The 15,602-nt window shown below is 63.6% G+C and carries 18 protein-coding genes; 3 read left to right on the top strand and 15 right to left on the bottom strand.

Annotated elements, in window-relative coordinates; all coding sequences use genetic code 11:
* Nucleotides 1–751: 751 nt before the first annotated feature.
* The 5 genes from VT84_RS36620 to VT84_RS36600 form a co-directional block, all read right to left on the bottom strand.
* Nucleotides 752–2,074 carry a PQQ-binding-like beta-propeller repeat protein gene (locus VT84_RS36620; RefSeq protein ID WP_082843028.1) on the bottom strand — a complete coding sequence of 441 codons (1,323 nt, stop codon included), beginning with the start codon at nucleotides 2,072–2,074 and terminating at the stop codon, nucleotides 752–754.
* 318 nt (nucleotides 2,075–2,392) lie between these two features.
* Nucleotides 2,393–3,403, bottom strand: a complete 1,011-nt coding sequence (locus VT84_RS36615) for a PQQ-binding-like beta-propeller repeat protein (protein ID WP_162271966.1) — start codon at nucleotides 3,401–3,403, stop codon at nucleotides 2,393–2,395.
* Nucleotides 3,404–3,558: 155 nt separating this feature from the next.
* A complete protein-coding gene (locus VT84_RS36610) occupies nucleotides 3,559–4,449 on the bottom strand; it encodes a PhnD/SsuA/transferrin family substrate-binding protein (RefSeq protein WP_082843026.1) in 891 nt (296 codons plus the stop codon).
* Nucleotides 4,450–4,526: 77 nt separating this feature from the next.
* Nucleotides 4,527–5,774 (bottom strand): hypothetical protein, encoded by a 1,248-nt coding sequence (locus VT84_RS36605; protein ID WP_082843025.1) that lies wholly within the window; start codon nucleotides 5,772–5,774, stop codon nucleotides 4,527–4,529.
* Nucleotides 5,775–6,115: 341 nt separating this feature from the next.
* Nucleotides 6,116–6,706, bottom strand: a complete 591-nt coding sequence (locus VT84_RS36600; protein ID WP_082843024.1) for a class I SAM-dependent methyltransferase — start codon at nucleotides 6,704–6,706, stop codon at nucleotides 6,116–6,118.
* A gap of 558 nt (nucleotides 6,707–7,264) precedes the next feature.
* Here VT84_RS36600 and VT84_RS36595 point away from each other — a divergent pair.
* Complete coding sequence (locus VT84_RS36595; RefSeq protein WP_082843023.1) at nucleotides 7,265–8,284, top strand: hypothetical protein; 1,020 nt, start codon at nucleotides 7,265–7,267, stop codon at nucleotides 8,282–8,284.
* Nucleotides 8,285–8,343: 59 nt separating this feature from the next.
* Here VT84_RS36595 and VT84_RS39350 read toward each other — a convergent pair whose 3' ends face one another.
* Nucleotides 8,344–8,517 (bottom strand): hypothetical protein, encoded by a 174-nt coding sequence (locus VT84_RS39350; protein ID WP_204249685.1) that lies wholly within the window; start codon nucleotides 8,515–8,517, stop codon nucleotides 8,344–8,346.
* Between the two features lie 88 nt (nucleotides 8,518–8,605).
* Here VT84_RS39350 and VT84_RS36590 point away from each other — a divergent pair, with 88 nt between their 5' ends.
* Entirely contained in the window at nucleotides 8,606–9,451 is an 846-nt protein-coding gene (locus VT84_RS36590; RefSeq protein WP_239465478.1) for an IS5 family transposase, read from the top strand.
* Here the strand turns inward: VT84_RS36590 and VT84_RS41915 are convergent.
* From VT84_RS41915 to VT84_RS36575, 3 genes are read right to left on the bottom strand one after another with little or no spacing between them, the layout of a single operon-like run.
* The gene (locus tag VT84_RS41915; RefSeq protein ID WP_410000413.1) at nucleotides 9,416–9,640 is read right to left on the bottom strand and encodes a hypothetical protein; all 225 of its coding nucleotides are present in this window, start codon (nucleotides 9,638–9,640) and stop codon (nucleotides 9,416–9,418) included. The genes VT84_RS36590 and VT84_RS41915 overlap by 36 nt on opposite strands.
* Nucleotides 9,641–9,672: 32 nt before the next feature.
* Entirely contained in the window at nucleotides 9,673–10,353 is a 681-nt protein-coding gene (locus tag VT84_RS36580; RefSeq protein ID WP_204249684.1) for an MIP/aquaporin family protein, read from the bottom strand.
* Nucleotides 10,350–11,096: a hypothetical protein gene (locus VT84_RS36575; RefSeq protein WP_052549826.1), complete on the bottom strand. Its 747-nt coding sequence runs from the start codon at nucleotides 11,094–11,096 to the stop codon at nucleotides 10,350–10,352. The genes VT84_RS36580 and VT84_RS36575 overlap by 4 nt, the downstream gene beginning before the upstream one ends.
* 330 nt (nucleotides 11,097–11,426) lie before the next feature.
* Here VT84_RS36575 and VT84_RS36570 point away from each other — a divergent pair, with 330 nt between their 5' ends.
* Nucleotides 11,427–12,026, top strand: coding sequence for a hypothetical protein (locus VT84_RS36570; RefSeq protein ID WP_157470260.1), 600 nt, complete (start codon nucleotides 11,427–11,429; stop codon nucleotides 12,024–12,026).
* Nucleotides 12,027–12,099: 73 nt separating this feature from the next.
* Here the strand turns inward: VT84_RS36570 and VT84_RS36565 are convergent, their stop codons facing one another.
* The 6 genes from VT84_RS36565 to VT84_RS36550 form a co-directional block, all read right to left on the bottom strand.
* A complete protein-coding gene (locus tag VT84_RS36565) occupies nucleotides 12,100–12,294 on the bottom strand; it encodes a hypothetical protein (protein ID WP_082843021.1) in 195 nt (64 codons plus the stop codon).
* Nucleotides 12,295–12,398: 104 nt separating this feature from the next.
* On the bottom strand, nucleotides 12,399–13,409 hold the full coding sequence (locus VT84_RS36560) for a serine protease (RefSeq protein ID WP_082843020.1): 1,011 nt from the start codon (nucleotides 13,407–13,409) through the stop codon (nucleotides 12,399–12,401).
* A complete protein-coding gene (locus VT84_RS36555; protein ID WP_082843019.1) occupies nucleotides 13,403–14,569 on the bottom strand; it encodes a hypothetical protein in 1,167 nt (388 codons plus the stop codon). The genes VT84_RS36560 and VT84_RS36555 overlap by 7 nt, the downstream gene beginning before the upstream one ends.
* A gap of 56 nt (nucleotides 14,570–14,625) precedes the next feature.
* A complete protein-coding gene (locus VT84_RS41910; protein ID WP_255359528.1) occupies nucleotides 14,626–14,754 on the bottom strand; it encodes a hypothetical protein in 129 nt (42 codons plus the stop codon).
* Nucleotides 14,751–14,906, bottom strand: a complete 156-nt coding sequence (locus VT84_RS39345) for a hypothetical protein (RefSeq protein ID WP_157470257.1) — start codon at nucleotides 14,904–14,906, stop codon at nucleotides 14,751–14,753. The genes VT84_RS41910 and VT84_RS39345 overlap by 4 nt, the downstream gene beginning before the upstream one ends.
* A gap of 3 nt (nucleotides 14,907–14,909) precedes the next feature.
* A complete protein-coding gene (locus VT84_RS36550; protein WP_082843018.1) occupies nucleotides 14,910–15,572 on the bottom strand; it encodes a hypothetical protein in 663 nt (220 codons plus the stop codon).
* Between the last annotated feature and the right edge of the window lie 30 nt (nucleotides 15,573–15,602).

Here is a 15,602-nt window from a genome sequence, read left to right as displayed (position 1 = left end):
GTGACAACGCAGGTATTTTCACAGAAATCAGTATTTGGCTGCGAAAGGTAGCGACGTGGACCGACGAGTTACGGTTCCGTGAAGGGTAAATCGCGAGGCGTGGCTTGTGTGGTTGAGTGCTGTTCGGCAACCAAGTGTCCGCTCACTGGTTAAGTGCCACGAAATCCCGATCCGCGAAGAGAAGAAGTGAAAGCTCAGTACACCCGGCGGGACTTGAACCCACAACCACCCGCTTAGAAGAGAGACCGAAAATTTCCTTAAAAGCGCTCCGAACGACTACGTTTTCTAGAGTTTGAAGGATATCGCCCCGCATTGCACGGGTCAACATTCGTTGCGAGGAAGTGCTTGGATTTGTGGAGTTTCCAAAACGTTCTGCGGAATACTGTGGAACAACGCAATCATGGTCTGGTGTTGTGGCCAAGCGCCGAAGGCAAACGTGTTGGCTAGGCGAATGGATGGGCACTGACCAGGAAGTTAAACTCCTGAAACCCACTGTGAGGAGGCGACGGGTTGTGGATCGAAGGGCGTCGAGGCTGGGGGGATATGCTCGGGACACAAAAAGTACTGCGGCCCAGGGCCGTTCCCAGGTCGCAGTGCTTTTCTCCCGGTGCCCACTGTGGATACTTCGCGTGTTACTCTCAGAACTCGGTGAACAGGAAAGGCGAGACTCAATTGAGCAGTGGACGCCTACCCGAAGTACGGCAAGGCGCTGGATGAGTACCAGCGCCAGCAGCCCCATTTCGACCTGTCCCTACTTTGCAGCCAAGTCGACGCAAATGATTTCTTTGTCGTTGCGGACGAACATCCTCTTGTCGGCGAACGCCGGGGCACACCACACGACCTTGCGCCCGAACGCGGCGCCGGTCTGCTCGATCACCTTCGCGCGGTCTACCTCTTCGTACTCTTTCGGCGTGAGCTTCCCGATCACCAGCTCGCCGCTCTCGTTGAAGAAGAAGAAGCGGTCCCCGTTCTTCACGATGAAGGACGTGTCGGAACCCTTGGGATCGCTGGCGAGCGGGCCGGGTGAGTCCCAGAGCCGCTTCCCACTGGGCACCTCGACGGCCCGGAGCGCGCCGCCCTCGTCGTGCCCGTAGACGACGCCGTCCTGCACGAACGGTTGCACGTTCACGGGGGACAGCCCGGCGCCCTTCTTGTCCTTGAACACCACTTCCACGCCCGGCTTGTCCGCGGTCAACTTGAGCATCAGGTTCTTGGTCTGGTAGCCGCCAACGAACACGTGGTCCCCGCTCCGCACGGGCGTCATAATGATGGACGTGCTGGTCGCGTTGTACGGTGTGGTCCACAGTTGTTTGCCCGTCTCCGGATCGACCGCGTACACGGACTTCGGGGCCGCGACGATCATCTGCCGCACCCCGCCGGCCTCGGTGAACAGCGGCGGAGCGTACCCGATCTCCTTGTCGTCTCCGGCCTTCCACAGTTCCTTACCCGTGTCCTTGTCGAACGCGACCACGTGGGCGCCCTCTCCACCCACCAGCGTGATGAGCTTCTTGCCGTCGAGGATCGGGTGCGCGGCGAACCCCCAGATCGCGGGCTTGGACTTGTACGCGGCCTTGAAGTCGCACTTCCACAGTTCCTTGCCGGAAGCGGCGTCCAGGCAGTAGAGGTCGCCCATCGCGCCGAGCGTGTAGACCTTACCGTCGCTCACCAGCGGCGTACACCGCGGCCCGGCGGGGTAGCTGATCTGGTAGGCGCACGGGTACTCGTGCTTCCACAGTTCCTTGCCGGTCTTCTCGTCCAGGCACAGCACGCGCTCGGTGCTGTCGATCTTTTTCTTGGTATCGAACGGGTCGGCGGGGTTTTCAGACCCCTTCGCGAGCACCCGATCGGTGACGTACACCTTCCCGCCCGCGACCGCCGGGCCGCTGTACCCGGCCGCGACGGGCGCGCGCCAGAGAACCTTCGGCCCGCCCGCCGGGAATTTCTCGATGATCCCGGTTTCGCGCCACACGTTGTCGCGCTTCGGTCCCATCCACTGGGGCCAGTCGTCGCCGTTCGCAAGCGGAGCAAGGGCGAGCAGCGCCCCCGAAGCGAGTAGCAGATTACGCGAGTTCATTGCGATCTCCTTAACGAGTGAACCGGGGGTGTTTTCTCTGTTGTGGAACCGAGCACGGTTCGTGGCGCGAGTGCCACGATGCGCGATAGGTCGATGGTATATTACCGTCCGCGCCTCGGCGCTCTTAAAGCACGGCCCGCCCAATTGAGAGCGGAACACCCGTCGGCCTGAAGAAACGGGAACCGCTGCGGTTCACTTCCCGCCGCGAGCCCGCAAACGCACGAACCAAGGGGCGCCGGCAAATCCGGTAGAAACTCGAAACGGTACGGGTTCAGCCGTGAATCCACGACGCAGGGAATTCCCCGCGATTGCGAAGCGTCACCCCAACTCCAGACACCGTACCGAATTGTTCCCGCGCACGTACACGCGGGTACCAACGAACGCGGGATGCGCGTACACACCCTTTTCGTCTTTTCCGAACGCGGCGAGGCGACCGAGTTCCGTGTACTCGTCGGTCGTTGCGTCGAGCAGGATCAGTTCACCCGAGCGCGGCACCACGAGAACCCGTGAGTCGGTCGCCACCGCAGCGCAGTATCCGGAGAACGCCGTGGTGCTCTCGTCGTAAAGCTCCTTGAGCCCGTCCTTAAGGCTCAAGCAGTACAGCCGGTTCCACACGCCGAACACGCGGGAGCCCGCGATGACCGGCGTGTGCGTGTCCGGCGCGAGTTTCTTGCTTGTTGCGACGGGCTTCGGGTCGATCACCCCGTCCGCTTTGAACGCGAACAACCGCGCCCCATTGTTCTCGGTGGTCACGAACAACTTGTCACCGATCACGATGGGCGTGGGCACGTTGAAGTCCCCGCGGCGCTCCGGTTTCACGGTCCACAGGCGCGTGCCGGTCTTCGCGTCCCACCCCCCGAGCGTCTCGGCGTCGTGACCGACGATCTGGAGCACCCCGCCGAGCCTTGCGGCGATAAACGAGCCGTAGCCCGCGGGCTTCCCGGGCGCCTTCCACACGGGCTTGCCGGTTTTGGGATCGAGCGCGACGAGGGCCGCGTCCTTACCCCCGGGGGCGACGATCAGTTTGCCGTCGACGATGAGCGGCGAATCGCACACGCCCCACTTGCGCTCGTCGGTCGCGTCGAACTCGTCGCGCACGTTGAGCGCCCAAACCGATTTACCGCTCCCCATCTCGACACACGCGAGGTCGCCGAACGCACCCAGGAGGTACGCGCGATCGTTGGAAATGAGGGGCGTGGCGCGCGGGGAGTTACCGTAATCCAGATTCCCGATCGCCGGGGTGCGGTGTGCCCACGCTTCCTTGCCGTCCGCGGCTTTGAGGCAGCGGAACACGTCCACGGTGTCGTTGAGTTCGCGGTCAGAAACCAAAACGTATTCGGAAGTGGCCGCGACGCCCCCCAATCCGGGGGCGGTTAGAACGGATTCCCAGACGGGTTCGGATTTGTTGGAGAGTTTGTCGGGAAGCCACGCGAGCCGACCGTCACGGTCCGGCCCGCGCCACTGAGCCCAATCCGGGTTACCGGTTACTTTTTTTTAGCCGGCTCGATGAACCCCTCTTTCGTCTCGATCGCCGTGCAGAGATCCTTGTTCTTCCCGACTTCCAACAGTGCGGCCTTTACCGCGTCGCGATCGGCGGGGGCGAGGCTGTCCGTCGCGAACGCGGCGATAAACGGCACCGGTTCCGTTTCGGCGATCACCCGCAGCTCGCCTTTCTTGATGGTCCCGCACCCTTCGAGTAGCGGGTGCGCGTAGGACGAGATCACGGCCGCGGCCTTCTTACCCGCCTTCGTCTCCTCGACGACCTTGGTGGCGCCCTCGGAGCAGGTCGCGCACGTGTCGAGCTTGGCGGGAACTTCGAGGCCGAAATCCTTGAGCGCCTTCACTGCCGCGGCGCTCTTCTCCTCGGCTGCGGGGTTCCCGAAATAGATCGTGTGTTCCTTCAGATCGACCGCTGTAACCGCTTTGTCGGTCGCCGCAACGCAGACGAGCCCGGTCTGGGTGATCTTTCCGTCCTTGCCCGTGAGAGCCGCGAGGTACGTGACCGCGAGTTTGTTACCGGGCGCGGTGGTGCGCACGACGGAATCTTTGCCGATCACGAGGTGCGCCTTGCCCGAGGACTTCTTCAGTGCCCCGGCCAGGCTCTCGCCGTACACCACGGCAACCGCGCGCCCGATCTTGTCCGCCAGGAACTTGCCGAGCTTGTCGTAATCGCGCTGACCGTACCCGTTCACGCACGGGCACGACAGTTGAGCGGACAGCGGGTCCATCACGAGCGCGACCAGCGCGTGCTCGGGGATCGCCACCGGCTTCTCGGCGGGCTTTTCTCCGGGCTTGTCGACCGCGAGCACCGGAAAAACGGTCAGTGAAAGTGCGGCCGCGGCGAGCGCCTCACGGCGGTTCAGGTTCTCGGCCATCGGTTCGCCCCCAAAGAGGTGTCGTCGGGAAATAAAAGAACCCCGCGCGTCGAGTGACGCGCGGGGAACGGGCGAAGTTACTTCGCCTTCTTTTCGAGAATGTGGAACTTGGACCCCGGTAGGTCGCAGAAGAACAATTTCTTGCCGTCCTCGGAAACGGCCACCGCGACATTCTTGCACCCGCCGGTGAGCTTGACCACGCCCGCCGTCTCGATGAACTCGCCGCTCGGCCCGAAGCGCTTGATGACGCCCTCGCTCTCGGCCGTGTAGATGTCCCCCACGCCGTTGGCGCGGATGTTCATCGGGTTGCAGCACCCGCCGAAGCACTTCGGGTCGGTGTCCTCCCCGCGCTTGCCGAACGACCCGATCTTCTTCCCGTCGCGGTCGTAGCGGGCGAACTGGTGCTTGGTGTTCTCCGCGACCAGCACGTCCGGGCCGTGGCACTGGATGTCCATCTGCCCGCAGCACCCGCCGATCTCGCTGAGCACCTGCTTCGGTTCCTTCAGTTCCTTGGTGAAGCGCCACACGGCGTACCCGTAACCCACGTCGCCGCACGCCACGAACACGTCCTTCTCGGACACGGCCATGCCGTTGGCGACCCGCATCCGCCCGGTCATCTCCTCGATGACCTGGTCCACGGTGCGGTTCTTGTACTGGGTCTCGATCTGGTCGTACTGCTTGATGATGCTCTTGAACTGCTCGATCTGGCGCACCTCGGTTTTGGTGCGGTCCTCTTCCTTCTTCTCTTCGAGCTTCTTGAGCTGCTCGGTGATGGACTTCTTGGCGTTGGCATACGCCTGGACCATCTGCTCCTTTTCCTTCTTCAGTTGCACGTCGGCCTTCTTCTTGAGGGCGTCAGCGTCTTTGAGGATGGCCGCGAGGTGCGGTAACTCGACGGTCTCGCCGACCTGTTTACCGTCCGCGTCGAACTTCGCGAGTTTGCTGTCGCCGGCAACGTAGATCATCCCGTCCGGACCGCAGTTCACCGCGGTCGCGTGGAACGGCACCTTCCAGTTCTTCGCCGGTTTGCCGTCCGCGTCGAACAGGTGGATCTCGGCCGTTTGGCCCTTCGGGGGCGCGCCGTAGGGCTTGGGTGGCGCGACCAGCCCGACCACGCGGCCCTTGCTGTCGAGGCAGATCGTTTGGAGGGTGTGCCCCTTCTCGCCCTTCACATCGATCGAGGCGATGACCTTGTGCGTGGTCTCGAACTTCTCGGCCGGATTCGGTGGGACGATCGGGGTAGCCGGGACGGGCTTATCATCCGCCGCACGCGCGTTGCCCACGGCAAGCAGCACTGCGGCGACCCCAAGGCGAAACACCTTCATGCCAGCAACTCCGGAAGTGGGAAGAAATCCTCAGTTGGGAGGTGACGAATACAGTAAGCGAACCTAACTGTCGAATCAACGGGAAATCGCGACTGGCACGCAGGCGTCGAAATGAATAATGCCATGTTGTTTAGTCATCAGACATATTGAGTTGCCATTCGTCTGGAGCACCGGAGTTTTTCGATGTGACGCACTGGCCGAAACTTAGAAAGCGCGACTCGGTTCCGCTCAGCGGGCAGAGGCAAAGAAGCCGAGTTCGCCCGTAGTGCTCGGATGCGAAGCGCCGTTCGTGACATTTCTCCCAAGTGGTGCGTCAGCCGAAACGCTGCGAGGTATTGCTTTTAACCCGACGTCTGCTCAAGGGGCCGCTTCACGACTAATCCCCAGTGCCACGAGCAACAGCACAAGTCTTCGTCTCGAACGAACTCGAATCCCACATCTTCCGCCCATGCCCGGCACTGTTTGGCGGTCGGGCGGATCTCGAGCGAAGGGCCACGTGGTGTTGCCGGGTCGTGCTTCCAGTGGATGATCCCGAGCGTCCCGCCCGGGGCCAGCACGCGGCGCGCTTCGCGGAGCAAACGCAGCGGCTCCTCAATGTGCAGGATGTTGTACAGCATCACGTGCCCCGCGCTGGCGTCGGGGCGCCCGCACCCGTCCGCTAAAAAATCCCGCAGGTACGCGACCACGTTTTTTTGCCCGGCTTCGTCGGCGCGTGTGGATGTAGCCGCGACCATTTCCGGGTCGATGTCAATCGCGTACACAACACCCAGGGCCGCGGCCGCGGCCGGGATGGTGAACAACCCATACCCACACCCGAACTCGATCACGTCCCCGGTCCCGCCACAGTCGAGCTTGGACACAATGCAGGCCGGGTTGAAGAACGTGGCCCAATATTCCGCGTCCGGCATCCCGCTCTCACGTCCCTTTGCCATGTCCCTCACTCCGCGAATTCGGCCGGGTCGGGGGAGGCGCCGACTGGGCGCCTTCCCCGGGTGCATGTGGCAGCGACACACCACGACGAGCTTGCACGGGAGGCAAAATGTGCCATCGAATTCGAGCGAATGAGTCAGCGCGGACTTGGGAGTGCTCCGACCGATCTTCACCTCACTCCGTCCCGGCCAGCGGGAACCCGTTTTTGGCGGCACACATTGGCTCGGTCATCGTCAATCACGTCGCGAGCCGCTTCTAACAGTGCGTGAGAACTAAAACCGTTTCTGCCACCTTTTGCAACGTGCCGGCCGTTGGTGAATTTGGTGTGACCGCCAGTAAAAGCCCGGTGTATTAAACCGTAACCATAACCCAGATCTGTGCGGTGTGCCGCGAGCCATTTTATTCGAGATGCGCCGCATTCGCGGCCAGGTGAAAGTATTTTATTGCAGGTCGCGCGCACCATAGACCGTGGATCGAGCGACCCGAATTCAGTTGTAACGCGCACGTTGGTGCGTCCAATATGGGTCAAGGTTACAGTTCGTTTATCATGGAGACCCGGCATGTTCGGCCCGTGCTTCGGTCTGGTTGTCGCGATCCACTTGTTTCCGGTCACTTACTCAGCGGCTCGACACGAACAACCCAAACCCGCGCCCAAGACCGGTAACGCCGTCGCAACGGCACTGTCGTTCGCGCACCAGTTCGCCTCGCCGGAATCGTTGCACCCCGGCCGGGACCGCCAACTGAAGGCGGCGCTCATTTCGGCTCTGGGTAAGTCCCCGCAGTTGTCCTGGGAGGTCGCGGGGGATTTCTTCGATCGAGCCACGTTTCGTGCGCTCGCTGGCGACGGAACCGCGATCTCGGTGGAAAAGATGGAACAACTCGTGCGCGACAAAATCCCCCAGTCGCGCAAAGACATGAACGCAAAGACCCGGGGGCACGCGGAACTACTCGCGACGCAGTTCGACATGATCGAAGAGGCCCACGGGAAGGCCGGGGGCGAACTGGTCGATTGGGTGGTGAAGAACTACCGGACCGACAAGCCACTGGGCGTCGTCGTTATCTGTACTGGGAACACCCGGCGCAGCATGTTGGGCGCGACGATGGGAAACGTTGCGGCCGCGTACTACGGGTTCCCCAACGTTCGCTTCTACAGTGGGGGAACGACCCCGGACGCGATCAACCCGCGGACTATTGCGACCCTCAAGGAGATCGGCGTCGAGATCGAGCCGACCGGGAAAGAGGCTCCGCGCGGCAAGGGAGGTGCAGTGAATCCGGTGTATCGCGTGCAATGGGGAAAGGGATTGGAGACGACCGAATTCTCGAAGGTCTACACCGACGCGCATAACCCAAAGGACGGGTTCGCGGCGCTCTTAGTCTGCAGTGAGGCAGAAACGGCGTGCCCACGGGTGACGGGGGCCGGTACCCGTATCCCCGTGTTGTACCTCGATCCGAAGGCGTTCGATGGCGCGCCGTTCGAGTCCGCGAAATACGCCGAGCGCCGGGACGACATCGGGCGCTTCATGCTCAGCGCCTTCATGCAGGCCCGGCGCCGATTGGAACTGGCCGAGAAGTTGAGGTAGGCGCTCTCACGGCGTACCTCAGAACACGAGTACCCACGCATTCGGCGCTCGAACGGGTTTCATCTGATCGGTTGCGCGAGAAGGCTCGTCACCTTTTGTTCGATCAGGTCGCGGACCTTGCGAAAATCGTCATCGGGGAGTTCCTTGGGATCAGGGATGTTCCATTCCTCGCGCACCTTCGCGCGGACCAGCGGGCACGAGTCCCCGCAGCCCATCGTCACCGCCACGTCCACGTCGGTTCCGTCGAATTGATCGAGGGGCTTAAAGGCCGTCTAGAAAGCGGTCCCGGGAGCCGTTTGGGGTGGTCGTTACCATTCGGGTATGAGCACTCGCGAGCGCTACCCGAGCGACCTGACGGACCTTCAGTGGGACAACATCGGGCACCTGTTCCCGCAGGGTAATGGGAAGACCGGTCGTCCGCGCACGTACCCGGTACGTGAGGTGGTGAACGCGGCCCTGTACCTGGCCCGGGGCGGGTGTACGTGGCGCATGCTGCCGCACGACTTCCCGCCGTGGAAGACGGTCAGCTACTACTTCTACACGTGGCGCGATGCGGGGGTGTGGGAGCAGGTACATAACGCCCTGCGGTCCGAGATCCGGGTGTGCGGCGGAAGGGAACCAACTCCGAGTGCCGGGATCATCGACAGCCAGTCGGTGAAGACGACCGAGGCCGGCGGCCCGAAGGGGTACGACGCGGGCAAGAAGGTGTCCGGGCGCAAGCGCCACGTGCTCGTGGACACGCTCGGGCTGATCTGGGGTTTGGTCGTTCTTCCCGCGGCCCCGACCGACTGGGACGGGGCGGTGAAGGTGTTCGAGAAGGTCGGGAAGACGATGCCCCGGTTGGCCAAGGTGTGGGCCGACGCGAACTACCGGGCGAGCGCCCTGGGCGAGTGGATCAAGGGGCACGCGCGGTGGGTACTGGAGGTGGTCACCGGGCGCCCCGGTCAGACCACATTCGAGGTCCACAAGTGGCGATGGATCGTGGAGCGCACGTTCGGCTGGTTCGGCCGGTACCGGCGCCTGTCCAAGGATTATGAGCACAACACCAAGAGCAGCGAGGCATGGATCTACATCGCCATGATCCATCGCATGTCGCGGTTCGGCTTGCCCGACAAGAACAAGGACGATGACCTACTGAGGAGACCGCCCAAGGCGGTGAAATCCTAGCTTTCTAGACGGCCTTTTAGATTCGTGCTTGGTGAGATCGTACCCGCGCTCGGCCATGAACTGAATCGCACGCGGATTCACTCGGCCGGAGGGACGGCTTCCGGCGGAATGCGCCTCGACCGTGTCGCCACCGTGCATTCGAGCGAACGCCTCGGCCATTTGGCTCCTGTTCGAGTTCTCGACGCACACGAACAGGACGCGCTTTTTCGGGATTGGTTCGCTCACAACTTACACTCCTCGTTCGCGCGGGTACAGCACCCCGCGCCGTGAATACACCGACACACGACCACTGCCGAACACGCTCCAAGCACGGGCGCGGTGAGGTACACCCAAAGGTGCCCGAGGTGCCCGGATATTAGGGCCGGGGCCAGGGACCGAGCCGGATTCATACTCGCACCACACACCGGTCCGGCGAACAGAGCTTCGAGGGCTACCACCGCCCCGACCGCGACCCCAGCGAGAAGCCCGCGCTCTTTCGCGCCGGTCGCAACCGACAGGGCAACGAACATGAGCAAGAGCGTCAGGATCACCTCGAAAACGAACGACTGAAGGGCGGTGCCCGCCGGAACGGTGGTGCCCAAATTCGTGTTCTCGGGGAACAGGAACCGCAGTGCGCTGCTTGCCAGGAGCGCCCCGGCACACTGGGCAAGGACGTAGGGCAGTACCTCCCGCGCCGGGAAGCGCCCCGCAACTGTGAACCCGACCGTTACCGCCGGGTTCAAGTGCGCGCCCGACACATCACCCACCGCGTACACCATCGCCAACACGATCAGCCCGAACGTCAGCGCGACACCGACGTGGGTGACCTGCCCGCCACTCATCGCGTTGACTACGATTGCTCCGGTGCCCGCGAACACCAGTGCGAACGTGCCAAACAATTCGGCCACCAGTCGCCGCATCATGCGCTGCCCTGCCCCTTGACCGCGTAAACGCGGACGCTCGCTGCGAACTCGTTCACATCGTACTTGTGGAGTAGGGCGGCCAGGTCGGTGTGAACGTCCGAACCGGGTTGGGCGGGCTCGTGCTCGTTTATCACTAACAAACTGGTAGAGGATGTTGCCGGCACAGCACAACACCCCGACTGGTTTTCGACTTTTGCTTCGGTGCGCCCGCGGCGCAAGCCCGAAAGTGTGCGAAGTGCCTCGTGGATGGTTACTGGAATAAGTTCCTCGCTCGCGGCCCACTTCATTGCGCGGCGGATGCGGTTGATCTGGTGATTCACGAGCGAGCGGCACCAGCCCGAATCGACCATGCGTTGCCGAGCAGCCGCGAGTGTCCGTGGCCCGAATTCTGCTGCGGGAAGATCGGCGTACAGTTCGCGCACGGGCCTGATTGCGGTTTTCATGTTGCCGAGTTCCTTCGTCGACTTACCTTCGGCATCAACGTAGTAGCGCGTTGCGCACACGAGGTACGCGGCCATCAGCTCGGCTACGGTGATGTCGTTAGAATCGACGGCGTTGCGCGTCGGGCTGGTCGCGAGTACCAGTTCCAAACGCGCTTTTGCTGCGAGTGACTCTTCGCTGCCGTACTCGCCGGGCAGCAACTTTTCGTGACGAACACCAGCCGTGTCGGTCCAGATGAGCCGCCCTTGGCCGGATTGTTTGTGCGGGGCGTAGGTGGGAGTCAGGTTGCGTGGTCGTGCCATTGGACGGTTCCTCAATCGTTTTGTGGAGCGGTTCCACAAAACCATCGTTCGGAAGCCGCACCCGGCACAGACCGGGGTAAGCAGAAACTGCTTCGGCGAAAGGGTTTTCGGTCAGTACACCCGGCGGGACTTGAACCCACAACCACCCGCTTAGAAGGCGAACAGATGAATAGGTGTTTTCAAGCCAATTTGCCTGATTTTCAAGCGTTTTCGCACACTTCGGCCACCCCTGACGGTCGGGTAGTTTGGGGGTAATTCTACGGCCATATTGCGTACTCGGGAGGGGTTTCGGGGTAGGATTACCACGAAACTTTTCTCCGGGATTTGGCCATGCTGCGTGCCGCATTCCTTGTTGCTTCTTTCTGTCTCTCGTCGTCAGCAAAGGCCGATGATGAACTTCCCCCGGACCTCTCCCCCAAGAAACGCGAGGAATGGGTCACGCAGTGGCAGCCAGCTTACGCAAAGGAACGGGGCAGGTTGGTGAACGTGGTCGATGATGCAAAAACGAAATCGAAGATCGCGGCCACAGCAAAGGAAGGGCGAGAGGAATTAGCGAGGGCGCAGAAGGCGCTGGATGAGCTCAAGAAGGAACCGTGGCGATTCGGTCGAACGCCCTTCAAGGTTGTCACCGATACGGCACCAATTGGCACAGTCGGTTGGGTTGCGCCGGGCAGTTACATAGCGAGTTCAACCCTTCCCAACGGAGTCATGGTCGAAGGCACTTTTATCCGGAACCCGCAGAACGGCGGGAAACAAAACGGTGCTGCAAGGTACCTGGTCGCCTCCCCTCTGAAGGTCGCAAAGGACAAGAAGAACCCACCCGTGGCTCTTCCCGGGCTTTGGTACGTTGCGGGGACGACCAAGGTGGACGGCAAAGAGATCAAAGTCCTGTACCGATTCGAGATCGATAAAGACGACTTCCCGAAATAACCCCGCCAACGAACACGGCCCGTGACATCAATGTCACGGGCCGCTCTATTTGAACTCGACCTGGTGGCCGAGGTTACTGAGGGATCAGCGTTTGGAACAATTCGAGGGCCAAATCATCGAGCGGCGTCGGGGTGAGCTTCACAACGAACGCCAGCGCGGGGCCGTGGACAATTCGCCGGATGAACGCGGCACCGTCCCCAGCGGTCAGGTTGCCGGCCTTCACCCGCGCCGCCACCTTCTCGACCAGGTCCAAAACTGCACTGTTCATGTCGTGATCCTTTGAAGGGGTGAAACGGCCCGACCGGGACCGCCGCGCCGCCCGTCATGCAGCCCCCCGACTGCACAGCGCACGTGTCCCGGTCGGGTGTACGGTTACCGGAAGAGCCCGCGCCGGGTTGTCGGCGCCGGGCAGCTCCCGTTCGAGCACCCGCCGCTCGGACATCCGCCGAGGGACGGGTAGTAGTACGCCGGGGCCGCGCTCACCGGCGCGGCCGGGATCGTCGCCGGCAGCGAGACCGGTGCGGTCGCGACCGGGATCACTTTCGAGCCGTCGCGCCGGAGCACGCGCGCGAGCAGGGTGCGCACGGGCCGGGTGCCGGTTCCGTAGGGCGTGCGCTCCTGGGACACTTTGCCGCAGTGGACCGCGACCAACTCGCCGCGCACGAACACCCCGGCTCCCGAGTCCCCGCTGTCCGAGTAGTCGTCGGCCCCGGTGTCGCACCCGAACAGGAAGCACTCGTTCCCGTTGAACGTGTCCAGGCCCACGATGCGGCCCTTCGACCACAGGCTCGTCACCCCCACCATGAGCACGTCGTCGCCCGCGCGCGGGTCCGCCTCCGCGACCCGGACCGCGGGGAGCTCGACCGCGACCAGGAGCACGGCCAGGTCCGCCGCGTCGTCGCGCCCGAGTACCTCGGCCTTGTGCCAGCGCCCGTTCCCGCGCACGCGCGGGTCGGTCCCGGTCCCGAGCACGTGGGCCGCGGTCAGCACGGCCGAGCGCCCGCCCTCGGACCACACCACGGTGCCGCTCCCGGACCCGTTCCCGCAGCTCACCCGAACCACCGCGTCCCGGACCTTACCGAGATCGCTCGTCGGGCTCTTGCTCTCGCACGGGCACGGCCCGCGCCCGCCGTTCCCGGGGCACTGGTAACGACCGCACGTCCCGACCCCGCCCGGGGCGGTTACGCATCCGCACCCGGTCTTCGGGGACTTCTCCTTGGGCGCCGGGGCCGCGATCGGCTTGGGCTTCGACTGGCCGGCCAGGGCCAGCGCGACGCGCACCTTACGCTCGCGGTCGAGATCGGCGTCGCCGGCGAACAACGGGCCGGCGACCGAAACGAGCACCGCGAGTGCCGCGGCGCGTAACAGGAGTGTCTTCACCACGACAGTGGCACCTCGTGTTTGAGTGCGGACAGGTCGAGCCGGTCACGCGCCGGCTTCCGCTCCACGAACCAGTCCACGGGCAACTTCTTCCGCGGGAACCCGACGGCCCCGCTGTACGCCCACGAGTCCCCCTCGCGGAGCATCCGGTCGATCACTTCAGAGTCGGCCCAGAACCCCGCGGTGGTCGGATCGCCCCAACCGACCGGGCCGATGTGGTAATTCGTCTTGGACCAACTGTTCTCGATGTGCCCGTACTCGTGGGCGCTGTCGGTCTGGTACCCGTCCAGGCACATGCAGTGCCCCCAGCGCGGGCCGGGGGTCGCGACCCCGTTCGCGTCGCGCTGGCGTCCGAACCCTTGGGTCGAGCAGATCGCGATCCCGTACCCGTTGGCCAGGGCCTTCTTCGCGTCCGCCCAGTTCGTGATCCGGGTCGCGTCCTTCACCGGGAACTTGCGCGCGACCGGTTCGAGCTCGTCGGGCACCCCGGTGTAGTTCCACGAGCGCGCCCGGGCCGCGCTGTACTCGGTCAGGTCCAGGTTCCCGTACTTGCCCTTGGGGACCATGCCCCATTTCGTGGCCCACTTCGCGGCCCACGACCCGTTGCTCCCGTCCCCGCTCGGGTCCTGGCGCGTCGGGCGGATCGGGCACTTCCCCCCGTTGACCTCGACCCGAGAGCCCGCGTAAGTCACTTCCTCGCTGAACAGGGTGAACTCGGACGGGTCGCCGTTGCGCTGAGCGATATCGGCCGCGAGGGTGCGCTCGATCGCGGTCGTGGTGCCGAACCCGACGCACGACCCGGTCGGGTTCTGGTCCTTCATGGGCGTCGGTTTGCCCGTGACCCTCTTTTGCGCTTGCCAGAGGTACACGGCCGCGGGCAGCTCGCGCGTCTGCCCGGCCGGGGTCTGGGAGAATCGCAGCGTCGGCATGTCCTCGGCCGCTTGCCGCACCGCCTCGGGGTCGTTGATCCACCCGTTGCGGTGGACGCCCTCGAACTCGTCGAGGGTTCCGACGTTGACCGGCACCTCGACCCGCTTCTCGACCTCGACCGTTTTGGGCGGGGTCAACTGGTTCCCGCCGATCATCCCGAGGACGATCGGGATCAGGGTGGCGAGCGCCCGCAGGCCCCACGTCTTCAACTTCTGTTTGGTCTCATCACTCATCGGGCGCCCTTTCGTGTCACGCTTCCGCGTATATGGGACTGAGAGCCGGTGCGTCGTTACCGGAAGTGCCAGAACCCGCCCCGGTCGAACCAGCGATCAAGGATCAAGAACAGTCCGAGGGCCGGGAGCACGATCCACACGAAGAACGACAGAAGCGCGAGCGAGATCTTGTCGGTGGTCTTCATGGCTGCTTCCTCAGCACGAGCATCAGCAACGTCCAAACGAAACCAATTGCGAAGCCGGTGAACAGACCGATCCGGAATCCCCACTTCGCGGCCTGTCGCTCTTCCTCGCTGGGGAACAGGTACGCATCTTCAGCTTCGGATGGATCATTCACGGCTCACATCCCTTCGAGGATCGTGGCCAGTTTCACGAACAGGGCGGCAGCCGCGTCGCGGTTCGCGTCGGTGAGCTGGTCGCCGGTGAACAGCGCGGCCAACTCGCCGGCGACGACCTGCCGCACCTCTTTGAGCGGCTCGTCCCCGTCGAGGAGCGCGGTCGCGGCCTCTCGGAGCTTGGCCTTGAGTTGGTCGGTGGTCGTGAGGGACTTGTCGGCGCACGTCTTCTTGGCCGCGCGGTACAGGGCCGCGAGATCTTTGACCCATACCGCCTTCTCCTCGGGCGTTCCGGTCGCGCCCTTCAGCGCGTCGAGGATCTTGGTCCTGATCGCATTGACCGGAACCGGCGTCCCGTCCCCGATCGTGACCGTGGTGCGCGCGGGCTCGCTCGGCACGTCGCCGGCGGCGGTGTAAGCGACCAGCTCGTAAGTGCCCGGGAGCCCGGAGTAGTACAGCGTGCGCCCGTTGTCCGTCGGATCAATGTCGAGCCCGGGCGGTGCGATCCACCGCACGTACTTGCTCGTGGTCTCGACTTTCAGCTTCCCGAGCTTGCCCGCCGGGGTCTTCTGCGGCGGGGGCAGTTTGATCGTGGGAACCGCGGGCGGGTCTTGTGCGGCGGCGAACGTGGGGGCGAGCAGCAGAAACGACGCGAGCACCAGTCGCATGGCGGGCATCTCCTCGGGGAACCGAACCGT

Source organism: Gemmata sp. SH-PL17, from assembly GCF_001610855.1.
GTDB classification, from domain to species: domain Bacteria; phylum Planctomycetota; class Planctomycetia; order Gemmatales; family Gemmataceae; genus Gemmata; species Gemmata massiliana.
The sequence above is the reverse complement of the archived record's forward strand: the minus strand, read 5'-3'. Positions and strand labels throughout refer to the sequence as shown.

What these genes read in the sequence shown, in the direction of transcription:
- VT84_RS36580 (WP_204249684.1), bottom strand. Translation starts at nt 10,353, where the DNA reads ATGATGCGGCGACTGGTGGCCGAATTGTTTGGCACGTTCGCACTGGTG.
- VT84_RS36605 (WP_082843025.1), bottom strand. Translation starts at nt 5,774, where the DNA reads ATGAAGGTGTTTCGCCTTGGGGTCGCCGCAGTGCTGCTTGCCGTGGGC.
- VT84_RS36555 (WP_082843019.1), bottom strand. Translation starts at nt 14,569, where the DNA reads ATGAGTGATGAGACCAAACAGAAGTTGAAGACGTGGGGCCTGCGGGCG.
- VT84_RS36595 (WP_082843023.1), top strand. Translation starts at nt 7,265, where the DNA reads ATGTTCGGCCCGTGCTTCGGTCTGGTTGTCGCGATCCACTTGTTTCCG.
- VT84_RS41910 (WP_255359528.1), bottom strand. Translation starts at nt 14,754, where the DNA reads ATGAAGACCACCGACAAGATCTCGCTCGCGCTTCTGTCGTTCTTCGTG.
- VT84_RS36590 (WP_239465478.1), top strand. Translation starts at nt 8,606, where the DNA reads ATGAGCACTCGCGAGCGCTACCCGAGCGACCTGACGGACCTTCAGTGG.
- VT84_RS36575 (WP_052549826.1), bottom strand. Translation starts at nt 11,096, where the DNA reads ATGGCACGACCACGCAACCTGACTCCCACCTACGCCCCGCACAAACAA.
- VT84_RS36620 (WP_082843028.1), bottom strand. Translation starts at nt 2,074, where the DNA reads ATGAACTCGCGTAATCTGCTACTCGCTTCGGGGGCGCTGCTCGCCCTT.
- VT84_RS36610 (WP_082843026.1), bottom strand. Translation starts at nt 4,449, where the DNA reads ATGGCCGAGAACCTGAACCGCCGTGAGGCGCTCGCCGCGGCCGCACTT.
- VT84_RS36570 (WP_157470260.1), top strand. Translation starts at nt 11,427, where the DNA reads ATGCTGCGTGCCGCATTCCTTGTTGCTTCTTTCTGTCTCTCGTCGTCA.
- VT84_RS36550 (WP_082843018.1), bottom strand. Translation starts at nt 15,572, where the DNA reads ATGCGACTGGTGCTCGCGTCGTTTCTGCTGCTCGCCCCCACGTTCGCC.
- VT84_RS36600 (WP_082843024.1), bottom strand. Translation starts at nt 6,706, where the DNA reads ATGGCAAAGGGACGTGAGAGCGGGATGCCGGACGCGGAATATTGGGCC.
- VT84_RS36565 (WP_082843021.1), bottom strand. Translation starts at nt 12,294, where the DNA reads ATGAACAGTGCAGTTTTGGACCTGGTCGAGAAGGTGGCGGCGCGGGTG.